19 protein-coding genes are annotated in these 19,229 nt (G+C 69.1%); 5 read left to right on the top strand and 14 right to left on the bottom strand.

Annotation, left to right across the window (positions count from 1 at the left end):
* Positions 1-161: 161 nt before the first annotated feature.
* Entirely contained in the window at positions 162-1,967 is a 1,806-nt protein-coding gene (gene mutL, locus ACODTJ_RS01910; RefSeq protein ID WP_454657945.1) for a DNA mismatch repair endonuclease MutL, read from the top strand.
* A gap of 353 nt (positions 1,968-2,320) precedes the next feature.
* Here the strand turns inward: mutL and phhA are convergent, their stop codons facing one another.
* The 3 genes from phhA to ACODTJ_RS01925 form a co-directional block, all read right to left on the bottom strand.
* Positions 2,321-3,196 carry a phenylalanine 4-monooxygenase gene (gene phhA, locus ACODTJ_RS01915; protein WP_454657944.1) on the bottom strand — a complete coding sequence of 292 codons (876 nt, stop codon included), beginning with the start codon at positions 3,194-3,196 and terminating at the stop codon, positions 2,321-2,323.
* A gap of 271 nt (positions 3,197-3,467) precedes the next feature.
* Positions 3,468-4,031, bottom strand: coding sequence for a 16S rRNA (guanine(966)-N(2))-methyltransferase RsmD (gene rsmD / locus ACODTJ_RS01920; protein WP_488847504.1), 564 nt, complete (start codon positions 4,029-4,031; stop codon positions 3,468-3,470).
* A gap of 3 nt (positions 4,032-4,034) precedes the next feature.
* Entirely contained in the window at positions 4,035-6,254 is a 2,220-nt protein-coding gene (locus tag ACODTJ_RS01925) for a pseudouridine synthase (RefSeq protein ID WP_454657942.1), read from the bottom strand.
* Positions 6,255-6,377: 123 nt separating this feature from the next.
* On the opposite strand from ACODTJ_RS01925, the gene ACODTJ_RS01930 reads away from it, so the two are divergent.
* On the top strand, positions 6,378-6,842 hold the full coding sequence (locus tag ACODTJ_RS01930) for a nucleoside deaminase (RefSeq protein WP_454657941.1): 465 nt from the start codon (positions 6,378-6,380) through the stop codon (positions 6,840-6,842).
* Positions 6,843-6,845: 3 nt separating this feature from the next.
* On the opposite strand, the gene ACODTJ_RS01935 is transcribed toward ACODTJ_RS01930, so the two are convergent.
* A complete protein-coding gene (locus ACODTJ_RS01935; RefSeq protein ID WP_454657940.1) occupies positions 6,846-7,097 on the bottom strand; it encodes a hypothetical protein in 252 nt (83 codons plus the stop codon).
* A gap of 101 nt (positions 7,098-7,198) precedes the next feature.
* On the bottom strand, positions 7,199-7,942 hold the full coding sequence (locus ACODTJ_RS01940; protein ID WP_454659033.1) for a sulfite exporter TauE/SafE family protein: 744 nt from the start codon (positions 7,940-7,942) through the stop codon (positions 7,199-7,201).
* Between the two features lie 105 nt (positions 7,943-8,047).
* Between ACODTJ_RS01940 and ACODTJ_RS01945 the strand changes: the two genes are divergently transcribed.
* Complete coding sequence (locus ACODTJ_RS01945) at positions 8,048-8,794, top strand: ArsR/SmtB family transcription factor (protein ID WP_454657939.1); 747 nt, start codon at positions 8,048-8,050, stop codon at positions 8,792-8,794.
* Here the strand turns inward: ACODTJ_RS01945 and ACODTJ_RS01950 are convergent.
* The 3 genes from ACODTJ_RS01950 to purD are packed head-to-tail and all read right to left on the bottom strand — an operon-like array spanning position 8,754 to position 11,875.
* Positions 8,754-9,626: a patatin-like phospholipase family protein gene (locus ACODTJ_RS01950; protein ID WP_454657938.1), complete on the bottom strand. Its 873-nt coding sequence runs from the start codon at positions 9,624-9,626 to the stop codon at positions 8,754-8,756. The genes ACODTJ_RS01945 and ACODTJ_RS01950 overlap by 41 nt on opposite strands.
* Before the next feature lie 23 nt (positions 9,627-9,649).
* A complete protein-coding gene (locus ACODTJ_RS01955; RefSeq protein ID WP_454657937.1) occupies positions 9,650-10,564 on the bottom strand; it encodes an alpha/beta fold hydrolase in 915 nt (304 codons plus the stop codon).
* A gap of 33 nt (positions 10,565-10,597) precedes the next feature.
* Complete coding sequence (gene purD / locus ACODTJ_RS01960) at positions 10,598-11,875, bottom strand: phosphoribosylamine--glycine ligase (protein ID WP_454657936.1); 1,278 nt, start codon at positions 11,873-11,875, stop codon at positions 10,598-10,600.
* Positions 11,876-11,966: 91 nt separating this feature from the next.
* Here purD and xseA point away from each other — a divergent pair, with 91 nt between their 5' ends.
* Positions 11,967-13,562, top strand: coding sequence for an exodeoxyribonuclease VII large subunit (gene xseA, locus ACODTJ_RS01965; RefSeq protein ID WP_454657935.1), 1,596 nt, complete (start codon positions 11,967-11,969; stop codon positions 13,560-13,562).
* A 154-nt stretch (positions 13,563-13,716) separates the two neighbouring features.
* Here the strand turns inward: xseA and ACODTJ_RS01970 are convergent, their stop codons facing one another.
* Positions 13,717-14,529 carry a dienelactone hydrolase family protein gene (locus ACODTJ_RS01970; protein ID WP_454657934.1) on the bottom strand — a complete coding sequence of 271 codons (813 nt, stop codon included), beginning with the start codon at positions 14,527-14,529 and terminating at the stop codon, positions 13,717-13,719.
* A 110-nt stretch (positions 14,530-14,639) separates the two neighbouring features.
* Between ACODTJ_RS01970 and ACODTJ_RS01975 the strand changes: the two genes are divergently transcribed.
* Positions 14,640-14,861: a DUF2093 domain-containing protein gene (locus tag ACODTJ_RS01975; RefSeq protein ID WP_454657933.1), complete on the top strand. Its 222-nt coding sequence runs from the start codon at positions 14,640-14,642 to the stop codon at positions 14,859-14,861.
* Positions 14,862-14,868: 7 nt separating this feature from the next.
* Here ACODTJ_RS01975 and lpxK read toward each other — a convergent pair whose 3' ends face one another.
* From lpxK to ACODTJ_RS02000, 5 genes are all read right to left on the bottom strand, one after another.
* Positions 14,869-15,876 (bottom strand): tetraacyldisaccharide 4'-kinase, encoded by a 1,008-nt coding sequence (gene lpxK, locus ACODTJ_RS01980; RefSeq protein WP_454657932.1) that lies wholly within the window; start codon positions 15,874-15,876, stop codon positions 14,869-14,871.
* A complete protein-coding gene (locus ACODTJ_RS01985) occupies positions 15,876-17,180 on the bottom strand; it encodes a 3-deoxy-D-manno-octulosonic acid transferase (protein ID WP_454657931.1) in 1,305 nt (434 codons plus the stop codon). Before ACODTJ_RS01985 ends, lpxK begins: the two co-directional genes overlap by 1 nt.
* Positions 17,177-17,914: a lysophospholipid acyltransferase family protein gene (locus ACODTJ_RS01990; RefSeq protein WP_454657930.1), complete on the bottom strand. Its 738-nt coding sequence runs from the start codon at positions 17,912-17,914 to the stop codon at positions 17,177-17,179. Before ACODTJ_RS01990 ends, ACODTJ_RS01985 begins: the two co-directional genes overlap by 4 nt.
* Positions 17,915-17,943: 29 nt before the next feature.
* Complete coding sequence (locus ACODTJ_RS01995; protein WP_257732430.1) at positions 17,944-18,186, bottom strand: DUF4170 domain-containing protein; 243 nt, start codon at positions 18,184-18,186, stop codon at positions 17,944-17,946.
* 90 nt (positions 18,187-18,276) lie between these two features.
* The gene (locus tag ACODTJ_RS02000; RefSeq protein WP_488847505.1) at positions 18,277-19,104 is read right to left on the bottom strand and encodes a 3'(2'),5'-bisphosphate nucleotidase CysQ; all 828 of its coding nucleotides are present in this window, start codon (positions 19,102-19,104) and stop codon (positions 18,277-18,279) included.
* Between the last annotated feature and the right edge of the window lie 125 nt (positions 19,105-19,229).

Here is a 19,229-nt window from a genome sequence, read left to right on the forward strand (position 1 = left end):
CCGGGGCGGTTCGCAGAGCCGAACCCGGAACCCACGACTGGGTGAGCCCTTTCCAGGCTAGCTGGATCGCCTTGCCCAGCCGTGGGTTCCGGGTTCTTCGCTGACACGAAGCCCCGGAATGACAAAGGTTGAGCGCTCCGCACCGTAACGACGAAGAAGCCATGACCGTCCGCCGCCTCGATCCCGTCCTGGTCGACCGCATCGCCGCCGGCGAGGTGATCGAGCGGCCGGCTGCCGCCGTGAAGGAGCTGGTCGAGAACGCGATCGATGCCGGCGCGCGTTCGATCGCCGTGACTATCCAGGGCGGCGGACGCGAACTGATCCGCGTCGTCGATGACGGCGCCGGCATGACGCCGGAAGACCTCGAACTCGCCGTCGACCGCCATGCCACCTCGAAGCTCCCCGACGGCGATCTCTTCGCCATCGACACGCTGGGCTTCCGCGGCGAGGCCTTGCCCTCGATCGGCTCGGTCGCAAGGCTCTCGATCGCGACGCGCCGGCGCGATGCCGCTCAGGGCTCGGGCCTCGTGGTCGAAGCCGGCGAGAAGGGCGTCGTCCGCCCCGTTGCCGCCGCGCCCGGCACGCGCATCGAGGTCTCGGACCTCTTCATCTTCACGCCGGCCCGCCTGAAATTCCTGAAGAGCGACCGGGCCGAAGCGCAGGCCGTCTCCGAAATGCTCCGGCGCCTCGCCATCGCCCATTCCGAAATCCGCTTCTCGCTCGAAGGCGAGCATATCAGCGCCTTCGACTGGCCGGCCGAGCCGATCGGGGAGGAGGGCCTGCTGCGCCGCCTCGGCCGCGCGCTCGGTCGTGATTTCCCCGAGAACGCGCTGCGCATCGAGGCCGAGCGCGAGGGCTTCCACATTTCCGGCTTCGCCGGCCTGCCGACCTTCCATCGCGGCACCTCGGCCGGCGTGCATCTCTCCGTCAACGGCCGCCCGGTGCGTGACAAATTGCTCCTGTCCGCCGTGCGCGGCGCCTATGCCGATGTCGTGCCCTCGGACCGCCATCCGGTGCTCTTCCTCGATATCGGCTGTGACCCGCGCTCGGTCGACGTCAACGTCCACCCGGCCAAGAGCGAGGTGCGCTTCCGCGATCCCGCTCTGGTCCGCGGCCTCGTCGTCACCGGCCTGAAGGCGGCGCTCGCCGCCGCCGGCCACCGCGCGACTACGACGGGCGGGGCGCGCACGCTCGATGCCTTCCGCGCCGTGCTCTCGATGGGCGGCAGCAGCAACGCGATCCCGCGCGCCTCTTTCCCGCAGGCGTCCGCCTGGAGTGCTCCTTCCCCGATCCCGACGAGCGCCCCGCAATCCGGCTTCTCCGATTTCGCCGCGCCGTCCGCCGATGCCCGCGCGCATCTCGCCGAGCCCTCGGCGGACGCGCTCGACCGGCCGCTCGGCGCTGCCCGCGCACAGGTCCACGAGACCTATATCGTCGCCCAGACCCGCGAGGGCGTCGTTATCGTCGACCAGCACGCCGCCCATGAGCGCCTTGTCTATGAACGCCTCAAGGCCGAGCGCGCCCGCAACGGCATCGCCCGCCAGCCCTTGCTGCTGCCGGAAGTGGTCGAGCTCGACCCCGTCGATGCCGACCGGCTGATAGCAGCGGGAGGCGAACTCGAAAGCCTCGGCCTCGTGCTTGAATCCTTCGGCCCCGGCGCGGTGCTGGTGCGCGAGGCGCCGAGCCAGCTTGCCGGCGGCAATCTCCAGCGCCTCGTCCGCGATGTCGCCGATGCGCTTGCCGAACATGGCACGGCCGGCTCGCTGGAGCGCCGGCTCGACCATGTGCTGGCGACGATGGCCTGCCACAACTCGGTCCGCGCCGGCCGCCGCATGCGTCCCGAGGAAATGGACGCGCTGCTGCGCGAGATGGAGATCACGCCCAATTCCGGCCAGTGCAACCACGGCCGGCCGACCTATGTCGAATTGAAGCTCTCGGATATCGAGCGGCTGTTCGGGAGAAGGTGAAGGGGGAGCGTCTGCTTTCGACCCGTTAGAGACTCTAGCGGATCGATCTTCGACGGCGCTCTCGAAACCATCCCCACAGTAACACCGCACCGCAAATAGCTATGAGCAAGTACGGAGTGGCCATGCCAAAGGCCGACTTCGCGATTGGATATGCAACCCACGCAACTATCGGGAATACAACGAAATAGCTCAAAAAAACCGTGCGGAGGCCGACGATATTGTGTTTGCCGGGCGATGGTGCCTCCTCCTGATCCGCCATGATCCCCTCTGGTCTGCCGAATATCAGATATCACCCGTTCCTAGACGAACAGCAATGTCTGCCTTCGACCCAAGCCGGCGGCACGGCTTCAACCTCACTTCAGCTTCGTCTTCGTTGTCGGGAAATCGCGCCAGAAATGCCCGCTGCCTTTCCGGATGACCACGTCCTGCGGCAGGATTTCGAAGGGCGTGTGGGCCGGCTGGGCACGCAATTCATCGAAGCGGCTGGCGAAATCGCTGCCCCTGAGCAGCTCGAACAGCTGCTCGAAGCGGTCGATGACGAAATAGCTCGCCTGGAAATCGTCGATGTAATAGCCGGTGCGCAGCACGCGCTCGAGATCGAAGGCGAGGTGGTGGGCGGAGGGATCGTCCACCACATATCTCGCTTCGCCGAAGGACGAGACGATGCCGGCGCCATAGATGCGGATGCCTTCGGGCTTGCGGATCAGCCCGAATTCGATGGTGTACCAGTTGAGACGGGCAAGGAACCTCACCCCCTTGGTCTCGACCGCGACAAGCCCGATGCGGCCGTACTCGTTCATGTAGTCGGCATAGGCGGGATTGGTCAGCAGCGGCACATGGCCGAAGACATCGTGGAAGATGTCGGGTTCCTCCAGATAGTCGAGCTGCTCGCGGCTGCGGATGAAGGTGCCGGCCGGAAACTGGCGGTTGGCCAGCATCTGGAAGAAGGGGCGCGACGGGATGAGCCCCGGAACTGCCACGACCTCCCAGCCGGTCAGCCGCCGCAGCCGTTGGTTCATGCGCGCGAAATCCGGCACGCCCTCGGGGCCGATGCCGAGCGCTGCAAGGCCGTCGAGATATTCCTGGCAGACATGACCCTTCAGGGTCCGCTGCTGACGTTCGAACAGCACGCGCCAGATGGCGTGGTCCTCGGGGGTGTAGCGCTCCCAGCCCTGGTCTATGATGCAGTCTTCGACGGTCTGCGCGTTCAGAAGAGCATGTCCGGACATCGCTTTCGCTCCTGAGAGCTGGCCCCGGCTCCAGCAGCGAGGCTCCGTATCGCCATAACGTCCGACACGGGCTCGCAGACCCGGCAGCGCCGCAATTGAAGCTACAATACCCCCTTGGCGGCTGGGCGCGAAGCGCGCCCCCGGTCAGCCCCTGCGATGGCGCTTTTTTGAAAACGAAGTTGCCACGCCCCTTGAAGCGTGGCCAGGTTCGGAAGGTCTGCCTGCGGTCAGGCGCAGAACTGTCAGCCGGCCTGCCGTGCCGTATTGGGGCCTATTCCTTGACCCGTAGCACGATCACCTGCGTCTCGCCGTAACTCCGCCGCTCCAGCTCCTCGAAGCCCTCCGGCAGGCTGATCTCGGCATCGGCAGCCTCTTCCAGCACGATCAGCGCATCCGGCGCCAGCCAGCCGCCTTCGCGGGCCGAGGTGAGCGCCTTTTCGCCCAGTCCCTTGCGATAGGGCGGGTCGCAGAAGACGAGGCCGAACGGCGCCATGCCGGTGATCGGGCCGAGCTTGGTCGCGTCGCGGCGGAAGATGCGGCTGAAGCCGGCGAGGCCGAGCGCCATCTGGTTCTCGCGGATGATGCCGCGCGCCTCGCTGCCGTCATCGACCATGAGCGCAAAGCCCGCCCCGCGTGACAACGCCTCGAAGCCGAGCGCGCCCGTGCCGGCGAAGAGATCGAGCACGCGCGCGCCATCGACCGCCTCGCCATAGGCATGGGCAAGCACGTTGAACAGGGATTCGCGCAGCCGGTCCGAGGTCGGCCGGATGCTGCCGATCCCCGGCTTCGGGCCGGCCAGAGGCCGGCCGCGCAGGCGTCCGCCGACGATCCGCATCGCTTAGCCGCGGTTGCCGCCACCGGGGCGGGGACCTTTGCCGCCGCCGCCGGGGCGCGGGCCTCGGCCGCCCGGACGCCCGCCGCCCGGCTTGCCGCCGAAGGGCCGTCCGCCGCCTGCCGGCCGCTCGGATGAACGGCCTCCGAAGCTCTTGCCACCCGGCTTGTCGCCGAAGCTGCGGCCACGAGGCCGGTCATCGCCCGGCCGGTCCGAAGACCGTCCGCCGAAGCTTTTGCCCCCGAAGCCCTTGCCGGCAGGCTTGTCACCGAAACTCCGGCCGCGCGGCCTCTCTTCGGATGAACGCTCGCGGAAGGCGCGGGCAGGGCGCTCAGCGCCGTCCCGAGGCGGACGGTCAGGACGCTCGCCGCGCGGCGCGCGATCCTCCCACGGCCGGTCGCCGCCGCGGTCGCGTCCGTCGTCCTCGCGGCGCGGACGCCGCGCCGGCCGTTCATCGCCACCGGTGCGGGTGAGGGGGCGCTGGGTGCGCGCCTCGTCGCCGCCACGCTCTTCGCGACCGCGCTCCTGGCGCGGCATGCGGTCGGGCCTGCGCTTGCTCTCCCGCTCAGGAGCGGCGCGCTCATCCGCCACCGGGGCGCGGACGCGCTCGACCAGCACGCGCCGGCCCTTCGGGTCGGCGATCGGCGTGTCGCGACGGCGCTTCACGTCGCCGGTCGCCTCGCGCTCCTGCCGCTCCAGCTTCGGATTGGCGCCGCGGCGTGGCGGGGCCTTGCGTTCGCGCTGCGGCTCGGTCTCGGCATCGCGCCAGACCGTGCGGGTCCAGGGCTTGTCGCCGCGCAATTCGCGCACCGCCTCGCGGCGGGTCTCATGCTCATCCTCGACGGGTTCGCGGCGGCGGCGCGGGCGGTCGTCGCCGCCCGGGGCCGGGCGCGGTGCGGCGGGCAGGGCGTCGCGACGCGGCGATTCGAAATCGGCACCGGCCTTGGCCGCGAGCTCGGTGCCGAGCTGGTCCTGCAGCACGCGCGAGCGAATCTCATCGACCTCGCCCTCTTCGAGCTCGCCGAGCTGGAACGGGCCGAAGGAGATGCGGATCAGCCGGTTCACCGTCAGCCCGAGATGCTCGAGCACGGTCTTGACCTCGCGGTTCTTGCCCTCGCGCAGATCGACCGTCAGCCAGGTGTTGAAGCCCTGCTGGCGCTCGAAGCGCGCGATCACTGGCCCGTAATGGACGTCATCGATGGTAACGCCGTCCTTGACCGTGTCGAGCACGTCCTGCGTCACCTCGCCGAAGGCGCGCACGCGGTAGCGGCGCAGCCAGCCGGTCTCCGGCAGCTCCAGCACCCGCGCCAGCCCGCCGTCATTGGTGAGCAGCAGCAGGCCTTCGGTGTTGATGTCGAGCCGGCCGATGGTCAGCACGCGCGGCAGGTCTTCCGGCAGCACGTCGAAGACGGTCGGCCGGCCTTCCGGGTCGAAATTGGTCGTCACCACGCCGCGGGGCTTGTGATAAAGCCACAGCCGCGTGCGCTCGCGGGCCGGTAGCGGCTCGCCGTCGATCAGCACGATATCGGTCGGCTTCACGTCGCGGGCCGGGCTGTCCAGCACAGTGCCGTTCACGCTGACGCGGCCTTCCGCGATCATCGCCTCGCTGTCGCGGCGCGAGGCGACGCCGGCGCGCGCCATCACCTTGGCGATCCGCTCCGGCTCGTCGGCCGTGATCAGCTTGCGCTCGGGCGCATCCTCGCGCGGGCGGCGCGGACGATCGTCATGGCCCTCGAAACGCGGCCCGCGCGGGCGCGAGAAACGCTTCTCGCCGTCGCGGCCCTCGCCACGCGGCGGCCGGTCGCCCTGCGGCCTGTCGCGGCCGGCAAAGGGACGGTCGCCCGTGCGGCGCGGACGCTCCTCACCGGAACGCTCGCGGAAACCGCGGCCTTCGCCCTCGGCTCTGGCGCGGACCGGCCGGTCGCCGTCGAAGCGGCGCGGGCGCGGGGCCTCGCCCTCGGCGCCGGCAGGACGCTCGAAGCGGCGGGCCGGGCGCTCGTCACCGGCAGCATGGCCGCGGAAGGGCTTGCGCTCGCCGTCACGGGGCGGCCGGTCATCGCCGCCCGAACGGCTGCGGAACGGCTTGCGTTCGCCATCGCGCGCGGGGCCGCGACCTTCGCCGCCTGAGCGGCCACCGAAGCCTTTGCCACCGGAGCCGGGTCCACGGCCGCCGGCGCCGCCGCCCTTGCGTGGGCCGCGGCCTCTGTTGTTGTCGTCGTCTTTCATGGTTGCTCCTGAGCCGGCCGAGCACAACCGCTTTGCGGGAAAGGCCTGGCTCGCTTATTCGCTATAACCGGCGCTTGTAGCAGAGGCTTTCCCTCGCTGCGAGCGCCAAAGCTGGGGTTCTTGATGTCGAAGCCGCAATCACCCTCCGCGTTAGACGCGATGGCGCTCGCCTTCGACGAGGCGAAGGCGGCTGCCTTGCGTGGCGAAGTGCCGGTCGGGGCGGTGGTGGTGCGGGACGGAACGATCCTTGCCAGCGCCGGCAACCGCACGCTGGAGCTGAAGGACCCGACGGCACATGCCGAAATGCTGGCGCTTCGGCTCGCCTGCGACGCTATCGGCAGCGAGCGTCTGATCGGCTGCGATCTCTACGTCACGCTCGAGCCCTGCCCGATGTGCGCGGCGGCGATCTCGTTTTCCCGGATCAGGCGGCTTTATTTCGGCGCTGGCGATCCGAAGGGCGGCGCGGTCGAGAACGGCGTCAGGCTCTACGAGAGCCCGACCTGCCACCATGCGCCGGAGGTTTATGGTGGCCTGCGCGAGACCGAGGCCGCGGGGCTGCTCCGGGATTTCTTCCGCGAGCGGCGCTGACGCTCAGGTATCCGACGAGGCGATGCCGAATTTCGCCGCAAGCTGCGCACGGTCCATGCAGGAGACGTCATAGGTCACCTGCCGGCCCTTGAATTCAGGGCGCTTGCCGAATTCCCGGGTCATCGTCCGGGCGATGTCGTCGATCCGCGCCTCGCAGGCTTGCGCCGTGGTGAAGCCCATTTCGCTGATGCGGCTGGTCGCGCAATGCGCCTCGCCGGCGACGCAGGCCATGATGACCATGGTGAAGGCATCCATGCGAGCGGCTCCCGTTGCTGCCGCTCGAGGCTGCGCCGGTATGGTTAGCGCCTGGTTAAGCCTGTGAACCGGTCCCACTTTGCGAAGCAAGGGCCGGACCATCAGGCAAGGCTGCGCCAGCAGAGATAGGCGCCGAGCGCCAGCAGTCCCGCGAAGAAACAGATTTTGAAGGTCGCCGGCGAGATGCGGCTGCGGATGAACTGCCCGCCGCCCATGCCGATCAGTGCCGGTACCAGAGCGAGCAGCGATTGCCAGGCGACGGTGCCGTTCAGCGCCCCGGCCCCGATCAGGCCGAAGGACAGCGCCAGCGTCGAGACGATGAAGGAGATGCCGAGCGCCTGCACCAGCTCGTCCTTGTCGAAGCCCAGCGCCTGCAGATAGGGCACGGCCGGGAGAACGAAGACGCCGGTGGCCGCCGTGACGACGCCCGTGGTGAAGCCGATGACGGGGCCGAGCCAGCCTTCCCAGCCGGGCGGGACGCGCAGTTTCGCCGCCTTCAGGCCGACCAGTGCATAGAGAATGAGCGCTGCGCCGAGCCAGAGCGTGGCGCTGCCGTCCTTCTGCTGCTGCAAAAGCCCGGCGCCAGCCCAGGTGCCCAGGCAGATGGTCGCGAGCATCGGCCAGAGCCGACGCAAGGTCGACAGCAGCTTCGGCCCGGTCGCGATCTGCCAGCCATTGGTGACGAGATTGGGTACCACCAGCAGCGCTGCCGCCTGGGCCGGGGCCATCACGACGCCGAGGATGCCGACCGCGATGGTCGGCAAGCCCAGCCCGATGACGCCCTTGACGAAGCCGGCGAGCACGAAGGTCGCGGTGACGAAGAGGAGAAGAGTCGTGTTGTCCATGTCCTGCTTGTGGCATTCCAGCGGATGGCTGTCGCGACCCGATGCTACGGCCAGCGCCGTAGCGTTCCCGCTTGCGGCAAGGCCGCGATGGCGCATCATGTGGCTATGAGTACGCAAGGTCCCTATCTCGCGGAGATCGCCCATCTGATGGGGGATCCGGCCCGCGCCAACATGCTGCACGCGCTGATGGACGGCCGCGCGCTGACGGCGAAGGAGCTCGCCTGGATCGCCGGCGTCGCGCCGCAGACGGCGAGCGGCCATCTCGCCAAGCTGATGCAGGGCAAGCTGATCGACGTCGCCGTGCAGGGGCGCCATCGCTATTACCGGCTCGCTGGCCCCGAAGTCGCGACGGCGCTGGAAGGCCTGATGGTGCTCGCCAATCTCGACGGCACCAGCCGGCGCCTGCCTTCGCGCGTCGGCGCGGAACTGAGTCAGGCCCGCACCTGCTACGACCATTTCGCCGGAAGGCTCGGTATCGGCATCCATGATGCGTTGATGACGGGCGGCCATCTCGCCGCGAGCGAGGGCGGCTATGCGCTGACGGCCTCGGGCAAGGCGATCTTCAGGGCGCTGGGGCTCGATCCCGACGCCACTGCCAGGAGCCGCCGTGCGGCACTGCGCCCCTGCCTCGATTGGAGCGAGCGCCGGCCGCATCTCGCCGGCCATCTCGCGGCCTCGCTTGCCTGCCGCTGCTTCGAGATGGACTGGGTGCGTCGTCGCAAGGATGGCCGCGCCGTGATCCTGACCGAGGCAGGGCGAGGGGTCTTGGAGGCTGCATTGCCCGGATTCCGCTGCGATGCTCCGGAGCCGGTCAGCCCGGCGCTTCGAGAGCCCGTTCCAGCGCTCGCTTGACCTCGTCCTTGGTCGGCTCGGCTGCCGCGAGGATCGCCTTGGCCTTGAAGAAGTCGAGCCCACCGATGCGGTCGGCGCCGGCCCGGATCAGGACATCCGGCGGCTCCTGCTCGATCAGGCGCTGGACCAGCGTCCGCGTCAGGATCTGCGAGGCGCCGACGAGCGCCTCCATCGCCCCGGGAATGCGCGCTTCGCCGGGCTCTGTCATGGGCGCGCTGACATCGACCGCGACCACGATGCGACCGGGCGCCAGCAACTTCCGATAGGGCAGGGGATCGATGGCGCCGCCATCGATCAGCACGCGCCCACCGAGCGCGACCGGCCGGATCAACCCCGGAATAGCAAGCGAGGCAGCAACCGCCGGCGTCAGTGGCCCGTCATGCAGCGTGACTTCGCTGTGGCGATGGTAGTCCGCGGCAACCGCTGTGAACGGGATCGTCAGCTCCTCGAAGTGATCGGGCACAGCTTCCGGCCAGAACAGGTCGAGCAGCCTTTCGCCGTCGATGAGCACGGGATTGCCGAGGCCACGCACGAGGTCGGCGAGTTTGCCGACGCGGCAGTCGAGCAGGCGCGCGATCACCCTTGCCCGGTCGCGGAAGGTCGCCAGCACATGCTCGCGCAGCTCCCGGCCGGAGAGCCCGGCGGCATAGGCCGCGCCGATGATGGCGCCGATCGAGCAGCCGGATATTCGCGCGGGCTTGAGGCCGAGCTCGTCGAACGCCTCGAGCACTGCGATATGGCTGAGACCCCGTGCTCCACCTGCTCCAAGCACGAGTGCAATCTCGGGCGCACTTCCGCTTGGCGGCGCTTCGGAGGGGCGGGAACGTGGCATGCCGATTGTTCCCCTGGACCGGCTCAGGCCGCAGCCCGCGCCAGGAACGGCTTAAGCGCCGCGAGCGTCGCCTGTGGGTTCTCCTCCGGCAGGAAATGGCCGCTGTCTATCGCCTGCCCTTCGGCCTGTGGCGCGAAAGTCTGGTGCCAGATGGCGAGCGGGCTTGCGCCCTTGGCCGGGATGCCGGCCTCGCCCCAGAGCACGAGCGTCGGACAGAGGATGCGCTTGCCCGCCGCGAGATCGGCCTTGTCGTGTTCGATATCGATGGTGGCGCCGGCGCGATAATCCTCGCAGGCGGCATGGCTGCGCGAGGGATCGCTGAAGGATTCCGCGTAGGATTGCATCGCCAGCGGGTCGAACAGGTCGAGAGTCTTCGCCCGGCTCCAGCTCGCGATGGTGCGGTCGAGCCAGCCGACCGGATCGGCCTTGAGCAGGTTCTCCGGGATCGGCTCGGGCTGGGCCAGGAAGGTCCAGTGATAGACCTGCATGGCGCGCGCCGCGTTCATGCCCTCCCACATCGAGACGGTCGGCAGGATGTCGAGCAGGACGAGACGCTCGACGCGGCCGGGATGGTCGAGCGCGAGGCGATAGGCGACGCGCGCGCCGCGATCATGGCCGATCACGCCGAAGCGGATATGGCCGAGCGCCTGCATCACCGCGACGATATCCTCGCCCATGCCGCGCTTGGTATAGGTCTCCCGGCCGCCATCGCCATGCGGCGCCGCCGACCAGCCATAGCCGCGCAGGTCGGGGCAGACGACGGTGTGCGTCTTGGCCAGCTCCGGCGCCAGCCGGTGCCATTCGGCATGGGTCTGCGGAAAGCCGTGGATCAGCACCAGCGGCGGGCCCTCGCCGCCGACGCGCGCGAAGACCTTGCCGACCGGCCCGTCGATCCAGTGCGCCTTGAAGCCGGGGAAGAGACTATCGATGTTCGCCATGCGCGGCAGCATAGCCCCCGTCACAGCGCTGTGTCAGCCTTGCTCGCGCTTGACCGCCTGCCAGCCGATGTCGCGGCGGCAGAAGCCGCCGGGCCAGTCGATCTTGTCGACGGCCTCATAGGCACGCTTCTGCGCCTCGCCGACACTCTTGCCGAGCGCGACCACGTTCAGCACGCGCCCGCCATTGGCGACGAGATCGCCATTCTTGAGTTTCGTGCCGGCGTGGAAGACGAGGACCTCATCCAGCGCCTCGGCCTTCTCGACGTCGCGGATGACGCTGCCGGTCTCCGGCTTGGCGGGATAGCCTTTGGCCGCGAGCACCACGGTCAGCGCCGCCTCGTCGCGCCAGCGCAGATCGACCTGGTCGAGCACGCCGTCGCAGGCGGCGAGCAGCGCCGGCACGATGTCGCTCTTCAGGCGCGGCATCAGCACCTCGCATTCGGGATCGCCGAAGCGTGTGTTGTACTCGATCAGCTTCGGCCCCTGCGCCGTGATCATCAGCCCGGCGAAGAGCACGCCCTGGAACGGCGTGCCGCGCTTCGCCATGCCGGCCAGTGTCGGCCGGATGATCTCGGCCATGACGCGCTCGGTCAGAGCGGGCGTCATCACGGGGGCCGGCGAATAGGCGCCCATGCCGCCGGTATTCGGGCCGGTATCGCCGTCGCCGACGCGCTTGTGGTCCTGTGCCGAGGCGAGCGCCAGCGCATGTGCGCCGTCGCAGAGCGCGAAGAAGCTCGCTTCCTCGCCGATCATCCATTCCTCGACCACGACCTCGGCCCCGGCCGCGCCGAAGCTGCCCGAGAACATCATGTCGATGGCTTCGTTCGCCTGATCCAGCGTCTCGGCCATGATCACGCCCTTGCCGGCGGCGAGGCCGTCGGCCTTGATCACGATCGGCGCGCCCTGCGTGGCGACGTAAGTCTTGGCGGAAGCCGCGTCGCTGAAGCGGCCGAAGCCGGCGGTCGGGATATTGAACTCGGCGCAGAGTTCCTTGGTGAAGCCCTTCGACCCCTCGAGCTGGGCGGCAGCCTTGGACGGGCCGAAGACCTTGATGCCCGCTGCCCTGAGATCGTCGGCGATGCCGGCGACGAGCGGCCCTTCCGGTCCGACGACCACGAGGTCGATGCCCTGCAACCGGCAGAAGGCGACGACGGCGGCATGGTCGGCGATATCGACCACGACATTCTCGCCGCAATGGGCGGTGCCGGGATTGCCCGGCGCGATGAACAGCGCGTCGCAGAGCGGCGAGGCCGAAATTGCCCAGGCGAGCGCATGCTCGCGGCCGCCCGAACCGATCAGAAGAATTTTCATGGCGCTCTCCGCTCCGTCACGGGCGCAATAGCGGCACCTAGCGCCATGGGCAACGCTTCTGCTGTCTCTTTCATCCCGCTATGGTCCGGCCATGACCAGCGAATCGCAGCAGACGACCGGCAATGCGCCCGAATGGAGCGTCTCGGACCTCTCCGGTGCGCTGAAGCGTACCATCGAGGACAATTTCGGCTTCGTGCGCGTGCGCGGCGAGATTTCCGGCTATCGTGGCCCGGTCGCCTCCGGCCATGTCTATTTCTCGCTGAAGGACACCAACGCCAAGATCGACGCGGTGATCTGGAAGGGCGTGTTCGGCCGGCTGAAGACGCGTCCGCAGGAAGGGCTGGAGGTCGTCGCCACCGGCAAGATCACCACCTTCGCCGGCAAGTCGAGCTATCAGATCGTCATCGATTCGCTGGAGCTGGCCGGGGCCGGCGCGCTGATGGCGCTGCTGGAGGAGCGCCGCAAGCGGCTCGCGGCAGAGGGCCTTTTCGCCGAGGAGCGCAAGCAGCTCATCCCCTATCTGCCCGCGGTCATCGGCGTCGTGACCTCGCCGACCGGCGCGGTCATTCGCGACATCCTGCACCGCCTTGAGGATCGCTTCCCGCGCCATGTCCTGGTCTGGCCGGTGCGTGTGCAGGGCGAGACCAGCGCGGCCGAGGTCGCCAATGCCATTACCGGCTTCAACGCGTTGCCGGCAGGCGGGCGCATTCCCCGGCCGGATGTCATCATCGTCGCGCGCGGCGGCGGCTCGCTCGAAGACCTGATGAGCTTCAACGAGGAGATCGTGGTCCGTGCCGCCGCAGCCTCGGAAATCCCGCTTGTCTCCGCCGTCGGCCACGAGACCGACTGGACGCTGATCGACCACGCCGCCGACCTGCGTGCGCCCACGCCGACGGGTGCCGCCGAGAAGGTCGTGCCGGTACGCGCCGAGCTGATGGGCTTCGTTGCCGATCTCGCCCGCCGCCATGCCGGGGCGATGCTGCGCCTGTCGGATCGCCGCCGCAGTGACTTGAGGGCTCTCGCCCGCGCCTTGCCGGGGCCGGAAGCCGTTCTCTCTGGCCCGCGCCAGCGGTTGGACCTCGCGGCGACGCGGTTGGCTCCAGCCCTTGCCCGCAATGCGCGCACGCATGAGCAGCAATTGCAGGCTCTCTCGCGTCGGCTGGAGGCGCGTTCGCCTCGCCTTGCACTCGTTCGCTTGCGAACGCAGCTCGACGGTTTCGGGCGTGCGCTGGCCGCCGCCAGAGGCAATGCCGTGTCCGGCGAACGCACCCGCATCGCCAATGCTCGCGATCGCCTCGCAACACTGGAGACGCGCGCGCGCAATGCCTTCGGCCAAAGCCTGGTCCAGCGCCGCGACCGCGTGGGCGGCTTGGCGCAGCGGGCCGAGCGAGCCTTCGGCCAGATCGTGCATCGGCGCGCCGACCGGCTCGCCTCGCTCTGGGCGCTGATCCGTTCGCTCGGGCCGGAGGCGGTGCTGTCGCGCGGTTATGCCCTGATCCGCGACGAGGCCGGCGCATTGGTGCGCAGCGTCGAGGCCGCCCAGCCGGGCAGGGCGCTTTCGGTGCAACTGGCCGATGGCAGCTTCGGCGTCACCGTTTCGGGCGGCGAAGCCGGCGGAGCGAAGCCGTCAGCGCCGCGCCCCTTGCGCAAGGCGCCGGTGCCGGGATCGCAGGGCGATCTGTTCTAGAACCTGCTTGTTTTCCGCGGAAACAAGGCGTCATCCCGGGCTTGACCCGGGATCCATGCCGGAGCGGACCCGATTGAGGTTCAGGAATGGATCCCGGATCTGCGCTTCGCTGCGTCCGGGATGACCCGCGTCGGTCAACGAAAGCCTATCGACTTCAAGGAGCGGTCAGGAAGGCCTTTACCCGCTTCAGCGCGTCCTCGCGTGCCGCCATATTGGTGCCGACCGTTGCCTTGCCGGTGCCGCTGGCGGAATAGGCGATATTCTCGCGTTCTCTTACCTCGAGGCGCGGATGGTCGAAATCGTGAAGGGCGCCGGGATAGAGGACGAGGCCGACCTCCTCGCCGCGCCCCTGCGCGGCCTTGGCGAGATGGCTGCAGGGCGCGGCCGGGGTCCAGTCGTCGGCATCGCCCATCAGGATCAGCAGCGGGATGCGGGCGGAGAAGCTCGGCGATTCCGACTGGCTGCGGCAGCTCGGATAGAAGGCCGCGGCGCGCTTGAAGTCCGGCTTGCCATCTGTCGGGGCCTGCTCCTTGCGGATCGCGGTCAGCACGGTCAGACCGCCGCTGGACCAGCCGAGCAGGGCGATCGAGTCAGGCTTGATGTTGCCGCGCTGCTGCAGCCAGGTCCGGGCCGCCGCGGCATCGGCGACGCGCTCTCGCCCGGCCCGGACCGTCAGGTCCTTCACGCCGCATTGCGAGCCGAGCCCGCGCGAGCCGTAGCTGTCCGGCATCAGCACGGCGAAGCCGGCGGCGGCGAGGCGCTCGCCCCAATCGGCATGCCGCATCGAGAGCTGGCCTTGAGAGCGCCACAAGCCGCCGCAACCATGCAGGGCGATCACCGCCGGGAAAGGCCCCTGGCCGGCCGGCAGATAGAAGAGACCCGTCAGCGTTCCCTGCTCGGAGGGAATGGCCACGCGCTCGTAGCCACCGGCGCGAGCAGCCGGTGTTGCGAGCAGCGCAAGGCTCATCAGGCACGCCATGAGGCGCAGGAGACTGGACATCGCCGACCAGAGGGTTATCACAAACCTCGGAGTATCCCGGCTTTCCGTTTCCCGATCAATGATTTGATGCAATTTTGATGAATATCAGCGAGCGTCTCCCGCCTCATGGCCCCGAAGCCGTCGTCGACTACCGCGCCGGCGACTTCCATGTCGTCAAACCGGGCGCCTTCGTGCGCTGCGCCGTGACGGGCGCGCCGATCCGTCTCGACGATCTCCGCTACTGGTCGATCGAATGGCAGGAAGCCTATTCCTCGTCGGAAGCCGCGCTGCTCAGGCTGCGCCGCGCCGGCCGCGCCTGACGACAACTCAGCTCGCCTTGCCGAGGGCGGCAAGCAGGTCGCTGATCGCAGCCGGCTCCGCGAAAGCCAGCGTAACCGGCACCACGACCAGCACGTCGCGCGCATTCCCGGGCCAGAGCGGCGCGAGCTTGGTCCAGTCCTTCTCCGTCGTCGCGATCAACGCAGCGTGTTCCCGGGCGATCGCGAGCGCAGTCGCGACATCGCTTTCCAGATAGGCGTGGTGATCGCCATGGGCCTGTTCGGCCGCGATGATCGCCCCAGCATCCCGCAAGGTCGCAGCGAATTTTTCCGGCCGCCCGATCCCTGACAGCGCCACGACCTTCCGCCCGCGCAAGCGCTCGACGGCGGTAGCGGCGGGCTTGAGGGCGGCTGCGAGAACCGGCTTCTTCGCCGCTCGCGCGACGGCGGCGACGCGTTCTCCTGCATCCCCGCCACCGATCACGATGACGGCGTCTGCCTCGCTCATCTGCTCTGCAAGCGGAGCACGCAGCGGTCCGGCAGGAAGGCACAGGCCGTTGCCGGCTCCGCTCGACCCGTCGACCACCGCGAGCTTGAGATGCTTGACCAGCGAGGGGTTCTGCAGCCCGTCATCCATCACGACGACGCTGGCGCCGAGCCCTCGCGCCAGCCTCGCGCCGGCCACGCGATCGCGGGCGATGACGGTGCGGGCATGGCGCGCCATCAGCAGCGGCTCGTCGCCGGTATCGGCCGCGCGATGCCGGTCGGGATCGACCTCGATCGGCCCGGCGAGCCGGCCGCCATAGCCGCGCATCAGCACGAAGGGCTTTTCGCCCCGCGCGTCCAGCAGGCGGGCGATGGTGATCGCCGTCGGCGTCTTGCCGGCGCCGCCGGCGATGAAATTGCCGACGCAGATCACCGGAAGGCCGGCTTCGGTTCCGGGCTGCCGCATCCGCTGCAAGGTGATCCGGCCGTAGAGGAAGCCGAGCGGCTGGAGCAGCCGGGCGAGCAGCGTTGGTGTCTCCCGCCACCAGAAGCGCGGGGCGCGCCGCAGCATCAGGGCGCGCTCTCGCGCTGGCCGATCGCGACCCGCATCAGCAGGGGCTCGATTGCATGGAGCGTGCGGTTCAGCGCGCCGCCGAGCTCGGTCGCGGTCTGCGCGGCGGCGCGCGCCGCCTGCCGGGCCTCGGCCGGGTTGTTCAGCCAGCGATGGGCTGCGCCGGCCAGCGCCTGCGCATCGGCGACCGCGCGCGAGCCGCCGTCGCGGTCGAAGGCGGCGAAGATCTCCGCATTGTTATGGACATGAGGGCCGTGCAGCAGGGCGCAACCGAGCTTCGCCGGCTCGATCGGGTTATGCCCGCCAATGCCTTCGACCAGCGAGCCGCCGAGGAAGGCGACCTGCGACAAACGGTAGAACAGCCCGAGCTCGTTGACGGTATCCGCGACATAGAGGTCGACATCGCGCTCGGGGCTGCCCCCAGTCGCGCGGCGCGAGACGGCGACGCCGTTCGCTTCCGCCAGCGCCTCGATCTCCGGGCCGCGTTGCGGGTGGCGCGGCGCGATGATGGTGAGCAGCTTCGGCAGATAGGGCTTGATCGCGAGATGGGCGGCGAGCACCAGCTCGTCCTCGCCGGGATGCGTGCTGGCGGCGATCCAGACCGGGCGGCCGGTCGTCTGGCCGTCGAGGATGGCGAGCGTGTCGGGGTCGGCGGGCGGGGCCGGCACGTCGAATTTCAGGTTGCCGCTGACGCTGACGCGCGGCGCGCCGAGCTGGGCCAGACGCTCGGCATCGCCCTGCGACTGCGCGAGGCAGGCCTCGAAGCAGGAGAGCAGGAAGCGCGAGGTCTTCGGCATCTTGTACCAGCGCGCGAAGGAGCGCTCCGACATCCGGCCATTGACCATCACGACGGGGATATCGCGGCGCTGCGCCTCGATCAGCAAATTCGGCCAGATCTCGGATTCGCAGATCAGGCACAGGTCCGGCCGCCAGTGATCCATGAAGCGGCGCATGTAGCGGGGAACGTCGAGCGGGATGTACTGGTGAATCACGCCGCCCGGCAGCCGCGCCGCCATCAGCTTGGCGGAGGTGACGGTACCCGAGGTCACCAGCACCGCGAAGCCGCGCTTCTGCAATTTGGCGATCAGGGGCAGCAGGGTCACGGTCTCGCCGACGCTGGCGCCGTGCAGCCAGACCAGCGGCTTGTTCGGGCGCTTGACGCCCGGATGGCCGCGCCGCTCCGCGAGGCGCGTGGCATCCTCCTTGCCGCGCCGCTGGCGCCAGAGCAGGAGCCCGGCTGCCGCGGGCTCCAGCAGGGAGGTCGCGTAGCGATAGCTGCGGAGGATCGCGCCCTTGCCGCTCATGCCGGGGCTCCGGCAGCGAGCTGCTTTTCACGCAGGCCGGCGCCCGGATCGCTGCTGCCGACCAGCGCATAGCCGCGGGCATGGACGTCGTCGAGGCTGGCCTGAACCGCAAGGCGCGCCGCCTCCTGCGCCGCCTCGTCGGCGTCGCGCGCGACCAGGATCGGCTCGCCGACGACGATGGCGCAGCGCCCGAAGGGCAGGCCGATCGAGGCACGGTCCCAGCTGTTGAAATCGATGCGGCGGCTGGTGACTACGGCGACCGCGCGGATCGGCCGCCCGGAAGCCCGGGCCAAAGCGATGATGCCGGGGCCGACGATACGGGCGCGCTTCGGCACGTCGGCCGTCAGCACCATGGTATCGCCCGCCGCGAGCCTGCGGACCATCGCGAGGAAGGCGCTCGCGCCGCCTTTCTCGCGGATCTTCTTGCCGAGAGCGCCCGAGCCGCGGATCGCGCCGATGCCGAGCTCGCGCAGCGCCACCGCGTTGAAGCCGCCATCGCCATGGCGCGAGACCAGCGAGCAGGCGGGCATCCAGTCCGGCCGGGCGAAGGGGATCATGATGTGCTGGCCGTGCCACATCGCGAAGATCAGCGGCAGGTCCGGCCGGACATGGTCGTAGATATCGGCAGGCTCGAAGACGATCCGGTTCGTGCGCTGCACGAGGCGCAGATAGCCGGCCAGCAGGCGGCCGAGCGTTTCCTGCGCCACGCGCGTCTTGAGGATCGAAAAGCCCATAGGTCCTGTCGTTCTAAGCCTGTCTTGGCTCAGCTCTTGGCGGTCTCGGGGTCGAGCAGCCGGTGAAGATGGACGATGAAATAGCGCGTCTGAGCCTGGTCGACGGTCTGCTGCGCCTTGGCCTTCCAGGCGGTGTGGGCGGTGGCATAGTTCGGGAAGACGCCGACGATGTCGAGCTTCGCCAGATCCTTGAAGGTAATGCCGTCGAGCGAGGCGAGTTCGCCACCCAGCACGAGGTGAAGAAGCTGTTTCTGTTCCGGTTCCGCGCTCATCGAACTCTCCTGCAGGGGCTGCTTGGCGCCCCCATAAGCCATCCCGGCGGTCCATGCGAGCGGGCCGCGCGGAAGCGTTGAAAAAAATCGTCAGACGGGCTGCGTCCGTCCGTCGCGCAGCCGCTCGATCGCGCCCTGCAAAGGCGTGGCAAGCCTGCCGTTGCTGGCCGCAAGCATGCCATGGACCGGCATCGCACGATTGTACACGACCGGGCGCCCCTCGCCGTCGGTGAGCCGCCCGCCGGCTTCGCTCAGCACGAGATCGGCAGCAGCCAGATCCCAGTCACGGGCATCGGGCGAGATCAGACCGGCATCGATCGTGCCGTCGGCGATGCGCGTCAGGCGTAGCGCCAGCGACGGAATCCGGCCGACTGCCTCGAAGCTCTCGAACTGCGCAAGCGCATCGAGCATCGGCTTGGGGCCGGCGATGCGAGCGCCGGCCAGCGTGTTCGCGGATGAGGTCTGGATGATCTCGCCGTTGAGCGTCGCGCCGCCGCTGGCGAGCGCGCGGTAGGTGGCCTGGCAGGCCGGCGCATGGACGATGCCGAGGACGGGCGCGCCCTGGTCGAGCAGCGCGACGCAGACGGCCCAGTCCGGCGAGCCCTGCATGAAGGCGCGCGTACCGTCGATCGGATCGACGACCCAGACGAAGCGGTGCGACAGCCGCTGCGCATCGTCGACCGTTTCCTCGGACAGCCAGGCGGCTTCCGGCAGCAGTTCGGACAACCGGATCCGCAGAAAGGTGTCGACGCCGATATCCGCTTCGGTGACGGGCGATCCGCCGCTCTTCGACCAGGTCCGCGCGGCCGTCGTCGCGCCCGGCCGGAACAGCTCCAGGGCGATCGTGCCGGCTTCCAGGCAGCTTTCACCGACGGCCTTCAGCAGCTCGGCCGCGATCGGTAGCGTGATGGCGTTCATGGCTTTCCTATCGGCCGTGAAAGTCGCTGTTTCAAGCCGAAAATGCGGCCACGGATCGAAAGATTCCGTCAAGCATCCGGCGGGAAAGAGCTCGTTTCGGGCCGGATCGGGGCGAAAACACCTTC

The organism is Allobosea sp. FG18, from assembly GCF_057809495.1.

Coding starts and splice junctions, on each gene's coding strand:
- xseA (WP_454657935.1), top strand. CDS start 11,967: ATGACCAGCGAATCGCAGCAGACGACCGGCAATGCGCCCGAATGGAGC.
- ACODTJ_RS01950 (WP_454657938.1), bottom strand. CDS start 9,626: ATGCCACGTTCCCGCCCCTCCGAAGCGCCGCCAAGCGGAAGTGCGCCC.
- ACODTJ_RS01990 (WP_454657930.1), bottom strand. CDS start 17,914: ATGGGCTTTTCGATCCTCAAGACGCGCGTGGCGCAGGAAACGCTCGGC.
- phhA (WP_454657944.1), bottom strand. CDS start 3,196: ATGTCCGGACATGCTCTTCTGAACGCGCAGACCGTCGAAGACTGCATC.
- purD (WP_454657936.1), bottom strand. CDS start 11,875: ATGAAAATTCTTCTGATCGGTTCGGGCGGCCGCGAGCATGCGCTCGCC.
- ACODTJ_RS01935 (WP_454657940.1), bottom strand. CDS start 7,097: ATGGATGCCTTCACCATGGTCATCATGGCCTGCGTCGCCGGCGAGGCG.
- ACODTJ_RS01930 (WP_454657941.1), top strand. CDS start 6,378: ATGTCGAAGCCGCAATCACCCTCCGCGTTAGACGCGATGGCGCTCGCC.
- ACODTJ_RS01985 (WP_454657931.1), bottom strand. CDS start 17,180: ATGAGCGGCAAGGGCGCGATCCTCCGCAGCTATCGCTACGCGACCTCC.
- ACODTJ_RS01945 (WP_454657939.1), top strand. CDS start 8,048: ATGAGTACGCAAGGTCCCTATCTCGCGGAGATCGCCCATCTGATGGGG.
- mutL (WP_454657945.1), top strand. CDS start 162: ATGACCGTCCGCCGCCTCGATCCCGTCCTGGTCGACCGCATCGCCGCC.
- ACODTJ_RS01995 (WP_257732430.1), bottom strand. CDS start 18,186: ATGAGCGCGGAACCGGAACAGAAACAGCTTCTTCACCTCGTGCTGGGT.
- ACODTJ_RS02000 (WP_488847505.1), bottom strand. CDS start 19,104: ATGAACGCCATCACGCTACCGATCGCGGCCGAGCTGCTGAAGGCCGTC.
- ACODTJ_RS01955 (WP_454657937.1), bottom strand. CDS start 10,564: ATGGCGAACATCGATAGTCTCTTCCCCGGCTTCAAGGCGCACTGGATC.
- lpxK (WP_454657932.1), bottom strand. CDS start 15,876: ATGCTGCGGCGCGCCCCGCGCTTCTGGTGGCGGGAGACACCAACGCTG.
- ACODTJ_RS01925 (WP_454657942.1), bottom strand. CDS start 6,254: ATGAAAGACGACGACAACAACAGAGGCCGCGGCCCACGCAAGGGCGGC.
- rsmD (WP_488847504.1), bottom strand. CDS start 4,031: ATGCGGATCGTCGGCGGACGCCTGCGCGGCCGGCCTCTGGCCGGCCCG.
- ACODTJ_RS01970 (WP_454657934.1), bottom strand. CDS start 14,529: ATGAGCCTTGCGCTGCTCGCAACACCGGCTGCTCGCGCCGGTGGCTAC.
- ACODTJ_RS01940 (WP_454659033.1), bottom strand. CDS start 7,942: ATGGACAACACGACTCTTCTCCTCTTCGTCACCGCGACCTTCGTGCTC.
- ACODTJ_RS01975 (WP_454657933.1), top strand. CDS start 14,640: ATGAATATCAGCGAGCGTCTCCCGCCTCATGGCCCCGAAGCCGTCGTC.